The 13,408-nt window shown below is 62.3% G+C and carries 14 protein-coding genes and 1 tRNA gene; 11 read left to right on the forward strand and 4 right to left on the reverse strand.

Annotated features, from left to right (window positions below):
* Positions 1-4: 4 nt before the first annotated feature.
* Both EEQ99_RS22610 and EEQ99_RS22615 read right to left on the reverse strand, forming a co-directional pair.
* Complete coding sequence (locus EEQ99_RS22610; protein ID WP_028757234.1) at positions 5-1,636, reverse strand: ArnT family glycosyltransferase; 1,632 nt, start codon at positions 1,634-1,636, stop codon at positions 5-7.
* Between the two features lie 302 nt (positions 1,637-1,938).
* Positions 1,939-2,028: transfer RNA gene (locus tag EEQ99_RS22615), tRNA-Ser, on the reverse strand.
* A 305-nt stretch (positions 2,029-2,333) separates the two neighbouring features.
* On the opposite strand from EEQ99_RS22615, the gene rplU reads away from it, so the two are divergent.
* From rplU to EEQ99_RS22635, 4 genes are all read left to right on the forward strand, one after another.
* Positions 2,334-2,651 carry a 50S ribosomal protein L21 gene (gene rplU, locus EEQ99_RS22620; protein ID WP_003543907.1) on the forward strand — a complete coding sequence of 106 codons (318 nt, stop codon included), beginning with the start codon at positions 2,334-2,336 and terminating at the stop codon, positions 2,649-2,651.
* Positions 2,652-2,684: 33 nt separating this feature from the next.
* Entirely contained in the window at positions 2,685-2,954 is a 270-nt protein-coding gene (gene rpmA / locus EEQ99_RS22625; RefSeq protein WP_003567620.1) for a 50S ribosomal protein L27, read from the forward strand.
* A 126-nt stretch (positions 2,955-3,080) separates the two neighbouring features.
* Positions 3,081-3,737 (forward strand): GNAT family N-acetyltransferase, encoded by a 657-nt coding sequence (locus tag EEQ99_RS22630; RefSeq protein ID WP_047615800.1) that lies wholly within the window; start codon positions 3,081-3,083, stop codon positions 3,735-3,737.
* Positions 3,734-4,321, forward strand: a complete 588-nt coding sequence (locus tag EEQ99_RS22635; protein ID WP_127431132.1) for a GNAT family N-acetyltransferase — start codon at positions 3,734-3,736, stop codon at positions 4,319-4,321. Before EEQ99_RS22630 ends, EEQ99_RS22635 begins: the two co-directional genes overlap by 4 nt.
* Positions 4,322-4,355: 34 nt before the next feature.
* Here EEQ99_RS22635 and EEQ99_RS22640 read toward each other — a convergent pair whose 3' ends face one another.
* Positions 4,356-5,222: an endonuclease/exonuclease/phosphatase family protein gene (locus EEQ99_RS22640; protein ID WP_047615803.1), complete on the reverse strand. Its 867-nt coding sequence runs from the start codon at positions 5,220-5,222 to the stop codon at positions 4,356-4,358.
* Positions 5,223-5,305: 83 nt separating this feature from the next.
* Between EEQ99_RS22640 and obgE the strand changes: the two genes are divergently transcribed.
* The 7 genes from obgE (at position 5,306) to modC (ending at position 12,901) form a co-directional block, all read left to right on the forward strand.
* Positions 5,306-6,406 (forward strand): GTPase ObgE, encoded by a 1,101-nt coding sequence (gene obgE / locus EEQ99_RS22645; protein ID WP_127431133.1) that lies wholly within the window; start codon positions 5,306-5,308, stop codon positions 6,404-6,406.
* Positions 6,393-7,562 carry a glutamate 5-kinase gene (proB, locus tag EEQ99_RS22650; protein ID WP_047615805.1) on the forward strand — a complete coding sequence of 390 codons (1,170 nt, stop codon included), beginning with the start codon at positions 6,393-6,395 and terminating at the stop codon, positions 7,560-7,562. Before obgE ends, proB begins: the two co-directional genes overlap by 14 nt.
* Positions 7,555-8,838 carry a glutamate-5-semialdehyde dehydrogenase gene (locus tag EEQ99_RS22655; protein WP_127431134.1) on the forward strand — a complete coding sequence of 428 codons (1,284 nt, stop codon included), beginning with the start codon at positions 7,555-7,557 and terminating at the stop codon, positions 8,836-8,838. Before proB ends, EEQ99_RS22655 begins: the two co-directional genes overlap by 8 nt.
* Positions 8,813-9,493 carry a nicotinate-nucleotide adenylyltransferase gene (locus EEQ99_RS22660; protein WP_028758416.1) on the forward strand — a complete coding sequence of 227 codons (681 nt, stop codon included), beginning with the start codon at positions 8,813-8,815 and terminating at the stop codon, positions 9,491-9,493. The genes EEQ99_RS22655 and EEQ99_RS22660 overlap by 26 nt, the downstream gene beginning before the upstream one ends.
* Positions 9,494-9,990: 497 nt before the next feature.
* Positions 9,991-10,782 (forward strand): molybdate ABC transporter substrate-binding protein, encoded by a 792-nt coding sequence (gene modA / locus EEQ99_RS22665; protein WP_063473854.1) that lies wholly within the window; start codon positions 9,991-9,993, stop codon positions 10,780-10,782.
* A 353-nt stretch (positions 10,783-11,135) separates the two neighbouring features.
* Positions 11,136-11,837 (forward strand): molybdate ABC transporter permease subunit, encoded by a 702-nt coding sequence (modB, locus tag EEQ99_RS22670; protein ID WP_127431135.1) that lies wholly within the window; start codon positions 11,136-11,138, stop codon positions 11,835-11,837.
* Positions 11,834-12,901 carry a molybdenum ABC transporter ATP-binding protein gene (gene modC / locus EEQ99_RS22675; protein ID WP_127431136.1) on the forward strand — a complete coding sequence of 356 codons (1,068 nt, stop codon included), beginning with the start codon at positions 11,834-11,836 and terminating at the stop codon, positions 12,899-12,901. The genes modB and modC overlap by 4 nt, the downstream gene beginning before the upstream one ends.
* On the opposite strand, the gene EEQ99_RS22680 is transcribed toward modC, so the two are convergent.
* Entirely contained in the window at positions 12,902-13,279 is a 378-nt protein-coding gene (locus EEQ99_RS22680) for a winged helix-turn-helix domain-containing protein (RefSeq protein ID WP_028759070.1), read from the reverse strand.
* Between the last annotated feature and the right edge of the window lie 129 nt (positions 13,280-13,408).

Below are 13,408 nucleotides of genomic sequence, written 5' to 3' on the forward strand. Positions count from 1 at the left end.
GCTCTCATGGACGAGTGATCCTGTAGACCAGCAAATCATCCGAATCCACAAGCTTGGTTGCGGTCTTGTCCAGATAGTCGATGACCCCGTCATGATGCTCGACGAACAGCAGGTCCTGTTTGTCGGTGGCGTTCTTGGCAACGCCGAACAGATCCGCGCCTTGCGCGCGCAACTCCTCCAGCTGCGCGATCGCAATGGCGTCATCGGCGACGAATTTCGACCATTCCTCATCGCCTCCGCCGGGCGGGAACACCCAGCCCCGCGCCCTGCTGTAGTAGATTGCGACGGGATCGCCGACCTCGGGCGCGATGGCGACGACGAGGTCGCCCGGTTGCGCCAGCCGCGCCAGTTCCTCGCCAAGCAGCTTGCCCTTCATGGCGATTGGCTTCTTCATCGTCCTGACGAGGGGAAGGGTCGACCAGGCAAGTGCGACCGCCACGATGCAGATCGAGCGAAGCACGACCGCCGGCGTTAGAACGGTTCTCGATGCAAGGGTTGCCAGAAGAAGCGCGCCGCGGCCTGAGAATATCGCGACCGGTACATGGAAGATGTGGAAGTTCCACACATTGCCGGTGATCTCGCCGGCCGCCGCCAGATAGACGATCACGGCCGCAGCCAGCCACACATAGGGAATGCGCGAAAGGGTGCGTCGCCTAGGGTCTTCGGCAGGTCTGGGCGGTATCCACAAGCCGACCGCAAACAGCACCATGAACGGATAGCCGTAGAACCACAAAGCCGAGGTGTTCCACGCGGATTGGAAATAGAACCTGTTTCTGAGGTATGTCCGGAAGCCATCCTCCCAGATATAGCCGCCGGTGCCGGCGACATGAAACGGCGGATAGCTGCGGCCGAGATAAATCGCCCAGCTGAAATAAGCGCCGATGACGGCCAGGCTCAGGAGCCCCGACAGGAAGACCCCACTCGCCTGCTTCCACTTCTTCTCCAGAATCCAGCAGACCATCAGATAGAAGATAATGGCACCGGCAGCGAGGCCTGGCGGCTTTGACAGTGCGCCGAGCGAGAAGCTGACCGTGGCGAACGGCAAGAGCCAACCGCTGCCGCCGGCCCAATATCTGACGAACAGCCAGACGCCGAGAGTGACCAAGGCCAGCATCGCGGGATCGGGAAGAAACGAGCTGTCGATCATGATCGACGCCGGCATCAGCGCGTAGGCAAGTGCTGCCGCGTGGGCGTGCATCTCGCCCCAGCAGCGCGCCGTCAGCCTGTGCAGCGAAAACACCGTCACCAGGCTGAAGAAGGCCGCAACCATGCGGCCGAACCAGTCGTGCCAGCCGAACAGTTGGTAGAGCAGGGCTGTGAGATAGCTGACGATCTGGAACTCGCGGCCCTGATAGCTTGGCCCGGGCCCGGTCCAGCTGACCTCCGGAAAGAAGATGTTCCAGCTGCGCTGCTGGAAATTGTCGGCCATCATTGCGGTGCTGACCTCGCGCCAGCTGAAGCCGTCGACCAGCGGCAAGGTGATCTTGTGGAACCTGAAGACGATCGCAATGAACAAGATCCCCAGCAAGATCGCCGTGTTGAAGCTCAGGAAGTTGCGAGCCGCCATGTCCCGGTCGGTCGCCCGCTGCGGGTATGGCTGACCTTCGGCCTGGTTCAAATCCGGGTCGTCCGGCATCGGATCGAGAGGAAGATTGGGCTGAGCGGGATCTCGCAGCCAGTGCGGTCGGCTGCGGAGCGGCTCGTAGGCTTCACCGAGCAGCGGCTTGGAAGGCTTGCGGGGCGGCTTTGTCATGCCGGCACTTCATCAGCAATGCCTTAAAAAGCAATTCGCCCAGATTGATTATTGACGCATCCGCACTGGAACTGCGACACCGCAGTCCGGCATCCGCTTGTCCGCCGAAAGAGCTACGGCGCCTTCCCGCTCTGATGTCTCGGTATTTCAGCGGTTTGCAGGAAAATTATGCGCTTGAAGCGTTATGGCGGAGAGGGTGGGATTTGAACCCACGATACCCTTGCAGGTATGCCGCATTTCGAGTGCGGTGCATTCGACCACTCTGCCACCTCTCCGCGGTCTGGTCGGCGCTTGTTCGGCGCGGGCGTTCTCATAACGAGCATATGACAGGTTGGCAAGCCGAAAAGTCGAAGCATTCCATCCTTTTGCCTTGACACTTTTTTGTCGCTCGCGTATCTCGGCTGCGCAATAGGTTTGGAGAAATCCGTGCCTTGCTTGTCCTGCGCTTGCGTGGGGCGTTTCACCGGCAGGAAGAGTTCGAGGTTTCCCTCTGAAATCCCTGCTTAACTTCGACTGATAAAAAGACGGCCACCTTGCTCAGCGAGCGAGGAGAGCTGGAACGAACATGAAAGGATAAAAAATGTTCGCAGTCATCAAGACCGGCGGTAAACAGTACCGTGTGGCAGCCAACGACGTGCTGACCATCGAAAAGCTGGAAGCCACCGCTGGCGATTCCATTGAATTCACCGAAGTGCTCGTGATCGGCGAAGGCGCCGACGCTGCGATCGGTGCGCCCTTCGTTACCGGCGCCTCTGTCAAGGCAGAAGTCGTCGAACAGAACCGCGGCAAGAAGGTCATCGCCTTCAAGAAGCGCCGCCGTCAGAATTCGAAGCGTTCGCGCGGCCATCGTCAGCATCACACGGTCGTCCGTATCACGGACATCGTGGCTGCCAAGTAAGATCAACGGGACAAGGTTTAAAGGAGAACTCCAATGGCACACAAAAAAGCTGGCGGTTCCTCACGCAACGGTCGCGATTCCGAATCCAAGCGCCTTGGCGTGAAGAAGTTCGGCGGCGAAGCCGTCATCGCAGGCAACATCCTCGTGCGTCAGCGCGGGACGCAGTGGCATCCGGGTTCCAACGTCGGCCTCGGCAAGGATCACACGATTTTTGCGCTTACCGCCGGCAATGTGAACTACCGAACGAAGGCCAACGGTCGCGTCTACGTGTCTGTCATGCCGAAAGCGGAAGCAGCGGAATAAGCCGGTAGCGCTCAAAAACAGCCGGCGTCTCATCGACCCGGCTGGCCGTATCAGGTTCAGTCTAGAAAACAGGGGAGATGGGGCGCCATCTCCCCTTTTTCTTTACCCCTCAAGGAGGACTGAACCATGCAAGGCGAATTGTTAAGGGCAGACCAATCACGGTCGCCCCGGGAAGACCAGCGGTCTTCCGAAGAACGGCTGAGGCCGGAGCGGTTAAGGACCGATTGCCCTGTCTTGTTATCGGAAAGGCTCGTCATGCGCGCGCCCCACGAAGAAGACATCGACGCCCTTGCCCATCTCGCCAACAACGCCAAAGTCGCCACCATGGTATCGCGTATGCCGCACCCATATACCGCCAATGATGCTGCTGACTTCGTGCGTCGCACGAAAAATGGCGAGATTGGCAAGTGCGTCTATGCGATCACCAAGGCCGAAAACGGCGCCTTTATCGGCTGCTGCGGCGTCGAGCCGCATGCCGACGGCAGAACCGTCGAGATCGGCTACTGGTTGGGCGAGCCCTATTGGAACAAGGGCTATACGACCGAGGCCTGCCATGCCCTGGTCGACATGGTGTTCAGAACCCGCCAGGACGTCGATCAGATCGATGCGCGCTGCCGGGTGATGAACGTCGCCTCGCGCCGCGTCATCCAGAAGTGCGGTTTCCAGTTCCAGGGATCGGGGCTCGCTGCCTCGCTGGCGCTCGGCAGCAACGTGCCGGTCGAATGGTACAGGCTCGACCGCAAGACCTGGATGTCCCTCCGAAGCTGGGGGAACATCGCATGAGCACGACCGCGCTGCAAAGGCCTGAGCTCAAGCCGATGATGCCCGGCCCCGCGCCGGTCATCTCGACCGCCAGGCTGACGCTCCGCCCGCACAGGCTGAGCGATGCGCCTGCGATCGCGGAATCGCTCTCCGATTTCGCGGTCACGCGCATGCTGTCCCGCGTACCCGCGCCGTTCGACCGGCAGGATGCGCTGGACTGGCTGATCCCGGTCACCTCGGGCACCTTGCCCGACTGGCCGTTGGCGATCACCGGTCAGGACGATGTCCATATCGGCAACGTCTCGATCGAGCTGCGCCACGGCCGCTGGCACCTCGGCTACTGGCTGAACCGCTACTACTGGCGGCGCGGCTATATGAGCGAGGCGGTGGCGGCGATCATCGAGCGCTTCTCGCGCCGCATGCCGGAGACGCCGATCCATTCCGGCGTCTTCGCCGACAACCCGGCCTCGCTGCGACTACAGGAGAAGCTCGGTTTCCGCATGACGGGTTGCGGCGAAATCTATTGTTTCGCCCGCAACACCATGGTGTCGCACATCGAAACCGTGCTGCAGCCGGGCATGCTGCAGCCGCGGAAGGTCGCATAACCGAAAAGGAGACGCCGCCCCGGCGGCGTCTCCCTCAATCCCCGATCTCAACCCATAGGGGAAAATGATCGGAGCCCTCGGATTGCGTATCGATCCGGGCGGATTTCAACCGGCCCTCAAGGCCGCAACTGACGAAGCAATAATCGAGATGCATGCGTTTGCCGTGATCTTCGGGATCCATCCAGCTGTAGCTCCCCGGCCGATAGGCCGAGAGCGCCGCAAAGGCGTCGATCGGCGTGCCGACCCTGGCGATACGGCCGTAATATCCGCCGCCGGCACCGGCAAGCGCGCAATATTCCGGCGATTCCGGCTCCATGTTGAAATCGCCCATGATGACGTAATCTTCCGGCAGCGGCGGCTCCGGCAGATCGAATTCGCCGCCTCCCGTCAGCGACCCGCCCTCCTGGACGAAGGCATTGATCTGCGCGTTCAGGAATTGCAGTTGGCGGATGCGCTCGTCGGCAGAGACATGGTCGAGATGGACGGAGTAGACGCGGAACGCGCCGCCGGGTGCTTTGATCACCGCCTCGGTTGCGCCGCGCTGCAGGTTGATCTTGCCAATCGTCCGGCTGCGCGGCAGAAGCAGCGTCCGGGTGGAGATAACAGGCCAGCGCGACAGCACCATGTTGCCGAACTGGAATCGCGTGCCGGGCACCGGCCGGAGCCCCTCTTTGGCTGCCTCGACATGCATATCGCAGGCTGGCCCATACACCCAGAAATAGTCGGGAAAGAAGGCGGCAACATCAGCCGCCATATCGGCAAAACCGTTGCGGGAGAAGCCGCGGGTCACCTCCTGCAGCGCGATGACATCGGCCCCCTCGAGGCTCCGGGCAATGCGCGGCAGATCGTATCTGCCATCGAGACCGAAGCCGTACTGTATGTTATAGCTCACGAAATTCACGATAATCTTTGACCTCCGTCGGAACCGCCTATATCGAATGGGCCAAGACGGCCGTCCAACTGCCACTGAATATTGGAAGTAAAATGAAATTTCTCGACGAAGCAAAGGTCTATATCAAGTCCGGAGACGGCGGCGGCGGCAGCGTTTCCTTCCGGCGCGAGAAATTCATCGAGTTCGGCGGCCCGGATGGCGGTGATGGCGGACGCGGCGGCGACGTCTGGGTCGAGGCTGTCAACGGACTGAACACTCTGATCGATTTCCGCTATCAGCAGCATTTCAAGGCGACGATCGGCACCCATGGCATGGGTAGGAACCGCACCGGCGCCAATGGAAGCGACGTGACGCTCAAGGTTCCCGTAGGCACCCAGATCTTCGAGGAAGACCGGGAAACGCTGATCTGCGATCTCACCGTCGAAGGCCAGCGTTTCTGCCTCGCCCATGGCGGCAATGGCGGCTTCGGCAACGCCCATTTTAAGACCTCGACCAATCAGGCGCCGGATTGGGCCAATCCCGGCCTGCCCGGCGAGGAAAAGACCCTCTGGCTGCGGCTGAAACTGATTGCCGATGCCGGCCTCGTCGGCCTGCCCAATGCCGGCAAGTCGACGTTCCTGGCTGCCGTCACCCGCGCCCGTCCGAAGATCGCCAACTACCCCTTCACCACGCTGCATCCCAACCTCGGTGTTGCCACCATCGACGAGCGGGAATTCATCCTCGCCGACATTCCGGGCCTGATCGAAGGCGCCCATGAAGGTGTCGGCATCGGCGACCGTTTCCTCGGCCATGTCGAGCGCACCCGCGTGCTGCTCCACCTCGTCTCCGCCCAGGAGGAAAAGGTCGGCAAGGTATACAAGACGGTCAAGCACGAGCTCGAAGCCTATGGAAACGAGCTGACGGATAAGGCTGAGATCGTGGCGCTGTCGCAGATCGACCTGCTCGACGATGCCGAATTGAAGAAGAAGACCAAGGAATTGGCCAAGGCCTGCGGCAAGACGCCCTTCCAGATTTCGGCCGTCACCGGCAAGGGCATGACCGAGGTCCTGCGCGCCCTGCGCGACATCATCGTCGAGGCCAATACCGAGGAGAAGCCGGCCAAGGTGCCGAAGCTTCGCCATCGCGACATGGTCGTCTCCGATGAGGACAAGGGCGAGGTTCAGGGCGAGGACGAGGCCGATGACCAGCCGTAAGCCGCTCGGCCGCTACCGCCGTATCGTCATCAAGATCGGATCTGCGCTGCTGGTCGATCGCAGGGCCGGGCTGAAGAAGGCCTGGCTCGACGCCATGTGCGCCGATATCGCCGGCCTGAAGGCCAAGGGCATCGATGTGCTCGTCGTCTCCTCGGGCGCGATCGCGCTCGGCCGCTCGGTGCTCGACCTGCCCTCGGGCGCGCTGAAGCTGGAAGAAAGCCAGGCCGCCGCCGCCGTCGGCCAGATCGCGCTGGCGCGTGCCTGGTCGGAAAGCCTGTCGCACGACGAGATCGTCGCCGGCCAGATCCTGCTGACGCTCGGAGATACCGAGGAACGCCGCCGCTATCTCAATGCCCGCGCCACCATCAATCAGCTTTTGAAAATCGGCGCCGTGCCGATCATCAACGAGAACGATACCGTCGCCACCAGCGAAATCCGCTACGGCGACAACGACCGCCTCGCCGCCCGCGTCGCGACGATGACCGGCGCCGATCTGCTCATTCTTCTCTCCGATATCGACGGCCTCTACACCGCGCCGCCGCATCTCGATCCGAACGCGACCTTCCTGGAGACGATTGCCGCGATCACGCCGGAGATCGAGGCAATGGCCGGGGGTGCGGCCTCCGAGCTTTCGCGTGGCGGCATGCGCACCAAGATCGATGCCGGCAAGATTGCCACCACATCGGGCTGCGCCATGATAATCGCGTCGGGCAAGACCGACAGTCCGCTGTCGGCAATCGAAAACGGCGCGCGTTCCTCCTGGTTCGCGCCGTCTGGCACGCCCGTCACCGCCCGCAAGACCTGGATTGCCGGGCAGTTGCAGCCGGCCGGCGAACTGCATGTCGATGACGGCGCCGTCGTTGCACTCGGGGCCGGCAAGAGCTTGCTTCCGGCCGGCGTGCGCAGCGTTTCCGGCCTCTTCAGCCGCGGTGATACGGTGGCGATCATCGGCCCGGCCGGCCGCGAGATCGGCCGCGGTCTTGTCAGCTACGATGCCGACGACGCCCGCCGGATCGCCGGCCGCAAATCGGCGGAAATCGCCGCCATCCTCGGTTATGCCGGGCGCGCCGCCATGGTCCATCGCGACGACATGGTCATGACGGCCCAGATCGGTTCGAAATCGGAAAGGCAGAAGAAGGACGCGAGCTATGCTTGATACCGTGGCGCCAAGCCCTGACATTGACGTGCTGATGAACGACATCGGCCGCAAGGCGAGGGCTGCCGCGCGACCGCTGAGCTTTGCGTCCACCGAGGTGAAGAACAGGGCGCTGAACGCCATGGCCGATGCGATCCTGGCGAACAAGGCGCATATTCTTGCCGAGAACGCCAAGGACCTGAAGGATATCGAAGGCACCGAAATGCTTGCCTCCTTCGTCGACCGGCTGACGCTGAACGACAAGCGTGTCGCCGAAATGGCCGAGGGCATCCGCGCCATTGCCGCGCTTGCCGATCCGGTCGGCGAAGTCATCGCCGCCTGGGACCGGCCGAACGGGTTGAAGATCGAGCGCGTCCGCACGCCGCTCGGCGTCATCGGCGTCATCTTCGAAAGCCGGCCGAACGTCACGGCGGATGCCGGCGCCCTCTGCCTCAAGGCGGGCAATGCCGTTATCCTGCGTTGCGGCTCGGATTCGCGCCGCTCATCGCAGGCTATCCATGCCTGCCTGGTCGAAGGCTTGAAGGCAGCAGGACTTCCAGAGCATGCTATCCAGCTCGTTCCGGTCACCGACCGCGCCGCCGTCGGCGCCATGCTGCGCGGCCTGGAGGGTGCGATCGACGTCATCGTGCCGCGCGGCGGCAAGAGCTTGGTCGCCCGCGTGCAGAACGAGGCCCGCGTGCCGGTTTTTGCCCATCTCGAAGGCCTTTGCCATATCTATGTCGATGCCTCGGCCGATATCGAAATGGCGAAGAAGATCGTCGTCAACGCCAAGATGCGCCGCACCGGTATCTGCGGCGCGGCCGAAACCCTGCTCGTCGATGGCGCCGCGATCGGCACGCATCTGACGCCGCTGCTCGAGGTTCTCGCGCAGGCCGGCTGCGAGATCCGCGCTTCGGCAACGGTGCTGAAGGTCGCACCCGGCATGAAGCCCGCGACCGAGGAGGATTGGTCGACCGAATATCTCGACGCGATCATTTCGGTTGCCGTCGTCGACGGCATATCGGGCGCGATCGCCCATATCCAGACCTATTCCTCGAACCACACCGAGGCCGTCATCGCCGAGGACCCTGACGTCGTCGCGCGTTTCTTCACCGAAGTCGATTCGGCGATCCTGCTACACAATGCCTCGACGCAATTTGCCGATGGCGGCGAGTTCGGCATGGGTGCGGAAATCGGCATTGCCACCGGCAAGATGCATGCCCGCGGTCCTGTCGGCGTCGAACAGCTCACCTCGTTCAAATATCGGGTGCATGGTGCCGGACAGACGCGGCCCTGAGGTGACGACCGAGCCAGACGTGACGATTGAGAATGTGGACCGGCACTATCTCCGCATGCCGCACAGCGAGCGCGGCATGGTCGTCGGTCTGTTCGGCGGTTCGTTCAATCCGCCGCATCAGGGCCACGCGCTGGTCGCCGAGATCGCCCTCAAGCGGCTTGGCCTCGATCAGCTCTGGTGGATGGTCACCCCGGGCAATCCGCTGAAGAGCCGCAACCAGCTCGCCCCGCTTGCCGAGCGTATTGCCGAAAGCGAGCGTGTTGCCGCCGACCCCCGCGTCAAGGTGACGGCCTTCGAACAGACGCTCGGCGTCAGCTACACTGCCAACACGCTTGCCCGCGTCAAGGCCCGCAATCCACATGTGCATTTCATCTGGATCATGGGCGCAGACAGCCTGCAGACCTTTCACAAATGGCAGAAATGGCAGGAGATTGCCCGCACCTTCCCGATCGCGGTGATCGACCGGCCGGGTGCGACGCTCTCCTTCCTCTCCTCGAAAATGGCCAGGACCTTCGATTTCGCCCGGGTCGACGAGGATGATGCCCGTGTTCTCTGGAAGAAGCGTGCGCCGGCCTGGACCTTCATCCACGGGCCGCGCTCCGGCCTGAGCTCGACGGCAATCCGCAACGGCTCGGCGCCCGGCGACGCGCTTTAGTTTGATTTCCAAGGATGTCCCGAAAACGAGAAAGCCCGACGGGGGAGGAGATCCGTCGGGCTTATAAACTCGATCGACAACTGGGAGGAGGAGTGTTGTCGATCCTACCGAACGGCTATGGGAGGAGGAGAAGCCGTTTCGATGAGAGTGTTGTACCATATTTCGCAGGAAGATGAATATCGATTGTTGCATTGCAGCAATGCGTCACTTGCAATCCTATGCAGCCTTATGGCTTTGGCATTGCCGTTTTTCTTGGCAGAAATCGACGGAGCATACTCTACCGCCGGGAATCCTTGCGGTCTGCCAACTGTCGTTTGGATATTTCCGCCCTTTGGATCTCATGCTGCGGTTCGAGCCATGCACTTCAACAATGCCAAAACCATTGGATCGCTGCGAACACAGCGGCCCGATATGGTTATATTTTTCTGGATATATCCCTAGCCAAAGCACCTCACCCGTTATATTCGTCGCAATATTTCGAAACCTGGGGAGACATCATGCAGAACCGCCGCCGATGGATGAAACAGGCAACCGCCGCGATCGCAGCCCTCTGGCTTGGCACGGCAGCGCTTCCGGCGCCTGCTGCCGCAGCCGAAAAGCTCATCGTCTTTGCGGCCGCCAGCCTCAAGGATGCGCTCGACGCCGCCAACACCGCCTGGGCCAAGGAAAGCGGCAAGGAAACCGTCGCCTCCTATGCGGCGAGCGGAGCCCTGGCCAAGCAGATCGAAAACGCGGCTCCTGCCGATGTCTTCATCTCGGCCGATCTCGACTGGATGGATTACGTCGCCAAGAAAAACCTGATCAAGGCCGATACCCGCTCCAATCTGCTCGGCAACCGCATCGTGCTCGTTGCCGAAAAGGCCAAGGCAAAACCGGTCGAGATCAAGCAGGGCTTCGATCTTGCAGGACTGCTGGGTGACGGCAAGCTGGCCATGGGTGAGCCGAAATCGGTTCCGGCCGGCAAATATGGCATGGCCGCGCTCGAAAAGCTCGGCGTCTGGAAATCGGTCGAAAGCAAGGTCGCCGGCGCCGAAAGCGTGCGCGCCGCCCTTGCCCTCGTCTCCCGCGGCGAAGCGCCTTATGGCATCGTCTACCAGACGGATGCCGCAGCCGATAAGGGTGTCGCCGTCGTCGGCACCTTCCCGGCCGATTCCCACCCGCCGATCATGTATCCGATCGCAATCCTTAACGAGAGCAAGAACCCGGATGCAGCAGCCTATCTCGACTTCCTGAAATCCGACAGGGCTGCTGCCTTCTTCACGGCGCAGGGTTTCACGATTCTGAAATAGTCGACCAATTAGTGTTTCGTGATGCTTGTCTTGTACCCCAAGCATTTGCATCGATCGATAAGTGGCAGAGGCTGTCTTGTTCGTGCCGTGGGATTGCCCCTCACCCAAACCCGCTCGCGGGCGAGGGACGTGGCAAACGCCGCGTTGAGGTTGAGGAAGACGGTGCGACAGGGTCCCTTCGCCCCGCGAGCGGGGGGTTTGAAGGACGGGTCGAGACCCGTGGCTTGACCCCGGTCGGTGCCGGCAGGCGGATGAGGGGCAGGCGTCGGATGACGCCATGTAAAGAACGAGCATTGTCAACAAACTGAGGCTCGCCCCGGCGTGCCCCCAGACTTCCAGGGAGACAGCTGCATTTGGACATGTTGGGGTTGAGCAATGAGGAATGGACGGCGATCCTGCTCAGCCTGCGCGTCTCGATCGTCGCCATGCTGGCAAGCCTGCCCTTCGGCATCCTCGTCGCCCTGCTGCTTGCCCGCGGCCGCTTCTGGGGCAAGTCGGTGCTGAATGGCGTCGTTCACCTGCCGCTGGTCCTGCCCCCGGTCGTCACCGGATTCCTTCTGCTCATTCTGTTCGGCCGCCGCGGTCCGGTCGGCAGCCTGCTCGACCAGTATTTCGGCATCGTTCTCTCCTTCCGCTGGACGGGTGCGGCCTTGGCCTGCGCCATCATGGCCTTTCCGCTGATGGTGCGCAGCATCCGCCTGTCGATCGAGGCGGTCGACCGCAAGCTGGAGGAGGCCGCCGGAACGCTCGGCGCCGGACCTGTCTGGGTCTTCTTGACGATCACCCTGCCGCTGACCCTGCCCGGCATCATCGCCGGCATGATCCTGTCTTTTGCCAAGGCAATGGGCGAATTCGGCGCGACGATCACCTTCGTCTCCAACATTCCCGGCGAAACCCAGACGCTGTCGGCGGCGATCTACACTTTTACCCAGGTTCCGGGCGGCGATGCCGGCGCACTCCGCCTGACGCTCGTTGCCGTCGTCATTTCCATGGCCGCTTTGCTCGCCTCCGAATTCCTCGCCCGTCTCGCCGGCCGGAGGATCGATCCGGAATGACGCTGATTGTCGAGGCAAAACAGAAGCTTGGCGCCTTTTCGCTCGATGCCGCCTTCACCTCCGAGCGTGGCGTCACCGCGCTGTTCGGCCGTTCCGGTTCCGGCAAGACCGCGATGATCCGCATCATCGCCGGCCTCGCGCGCCCGGACGCAGGCCGCGTCGCCCTTGACGGCGAGGCCCTGACCGACACCGCAACCGGCATCTTCATCCCGAAACATCGCCGCCGTTTCGGTTATGTCTTCCAGGAGGCGCGGCTTTTCCCGCATCTCAGCGTTCGCGCCAATCTCTCCTACGGCCGCTGGTTCGCGGCGAGAACGGCAGGCAGTGAGAGCTTCGATCGCATCGTCGACCTGCTCGGCATCGAGACGCTGCTGGCGCGCAGCCCCGCGAAACTCTCCGGCGGCGAGAAGCAACGCGTCGCCATCGGCCGCGCGCTTCTCTCCTCGCCCCGCCTGCTGCTGATGGACGAGCCGCTCGCCGCCCTCGACGAGGCGCGCAAGGCTGAGATTCTGCCTTATCTGGAACGTTTGCGCGACGAGACCGACATCCCGATCGTCTATGTCAGCCATTCGATCGCAGAGGTGGCGCGGCTGGCAAACCATGTCGTCGTCATACGCGACGGCAAGGTGGAAGCGACCGGTTCCGCCATCGACATATTGAGCCGTCCGTCAACCTCCGCCGATCGGCGCGAGGCGGGCGCGCTACTCGAAGGCACCGTGGAAAGCTTCGATCCGCTTCACCGCCTGTCGACCGTCGCGCTGAAATCCTGCCGGCTCCATATTCCGGGTGCGGCCCTTGCGCCCGGCAAATCGGTCCGCATCCGCATTCCCTCCCGCGATGTCATGTTGGCGACCGCAAAGCCGGAGGGGCTCAGCGCGCTGAATATCCTGGAAGCAAGGATAGAGCAGATATCGCCGGCCGAGGACGGAACGGTGGAAATCCGGCTCGATTGCGGCGGCGATATCATTCTTTCCCGGATCACGACGCTCTCCTGCGAGCGCCTCGATCTTCGGCCGGGAAGGGCGGTCTTCGCCGTCATCAAGACGGTTGCCCTGGAGGCCTGATCAGCCGCGCTTGCCCTGTTGCAGATTGCGCTTGCCTTCGAGCCAGGCGAGATCGTCGGCAAGGCTGGTGCGCACCGTCTTTTCCATCCGGCGGAAACGCTCGAGCAGTTCCTCGCCGAACGGCGTCAGCACCGCGCCGCCGCCCCTTTGCCCGCCGCGCTGCGATTCCACCACCTGTTCAGAGAACATCCGGTTCATCTCGCTGACGAGCAGCCATGCCCGGCGATAGGACATGTCCATCGCCCGCCCCGCCGCCGAGATCGAACCGGTCGAGCGGATGTGCTCCAGGAGCTCCATCTTTCCGCGACCGAGGCGATCCTGGTCCGGGAAGCTGATTCGCAGGACGGGAACGAGTGTTTTTGCGGCTGAGTCGGTCATTGAATCCAGAGATCGCGGAATTTTCGGCACTTTACGCTGCGGTATGGAAACTGTACACCGCCCGCCGGAAGCAGCCCGCGTGGCAATATTCTTCAATTCGGACGTTAGATCGGATTTTCGGCCGTTCCG

The organism is Rhizobium anhuiense, assembly GCF_003985145.1.
Lineage (GTDB): Bacteria > Pseudomonadota > Alphaproteobacteria > Rhizobiales > Rhizobiaceae > Rhizobium > Rhizobium anhuiense.

Bases quoted from the DNA above. Each gene is read 5' to 3' on its own strand.
- modC (WP_127431136.1), top strand. From the start codon at position 11,834: ATGACGCTGATTGTCGAGGCAAAACAGAAGCTTGGCGCCTTTTCGCTC.
- proB (WP_047615805.1), top strand. From the start codon at position 6,393: ATGACCAGCCGTAAGCCGCTCGGCCGCTACCGCCGTATCGTCATCAAG.
- EEQ99_RS22610 (WP_028757234.1), bottom strand. From the start codon at position 1,636: ATGCCGGACGACCCGGATTTGAACCAGGCCGAAGGTCAGCCATACCCG.
- modA (WP_063473854.1), top strand. From the start codon at position 9,991: ATGCAGAACCGCCGCCGATGGATGAAACAGGCAACCGCCGCGATCGCA.
- EEQ99_RS22655 (WP_127431134.1), top strand. From the start codon at position 7,555: ATGCTTGATACCGTGGCGCCAAGCCCTGACATTGACGTGCTGATGAAC.
- rpmA (WP_003567620.1), top strand. From the start codon at position 2,685: ATGGCACACAAAAAAGCTGGCGGTTCCTCACGCAACGGTCGCGATTCC.
- EEQ99_RS22660 (WP_028758416.1), top strand. From the start codon at position 8,813: ATGGTGCCGGACAGACGCGGCCCTGAGGTGACGACCGAGCCAGACGTG.
- obgE (WP_127431133.1), top strand. From the start codon at position 5,306: ATGAAATTTCTCGACGAAGCAAAGGTCTATATCAAGTCCGGAGACGGC.
- EEQ99_RS22630 (WP_047615800.1), top strand. From the start codon at position 3,081: ATGCAAGGCGAATTGTTAAGGGCAGACCAATCACGGTCGCCCCGGGAA.
- rplU (WP_003543907.1), top strand. From the start codon at position 2,334: ATGTTCGCAGTCATCAAGACCGGCGGTAAACAGTACCGTGTGGCAGCC.
- EEQ99_RS22680 (WP_028759070.1), bottom strand. From the start codon at position 13,279: ATGACCGACTCAGCCGCAAAAACACTCGTTCCCGTCCTGCGAATCAGC.
- EEQ99_RS22635 (WP_127431132.1), top strand. From the start codon at position 3,734: ATGAGCACGACCGCGCTGCAAAGGCCTGAGCTCAAGCCGATGATGCCC.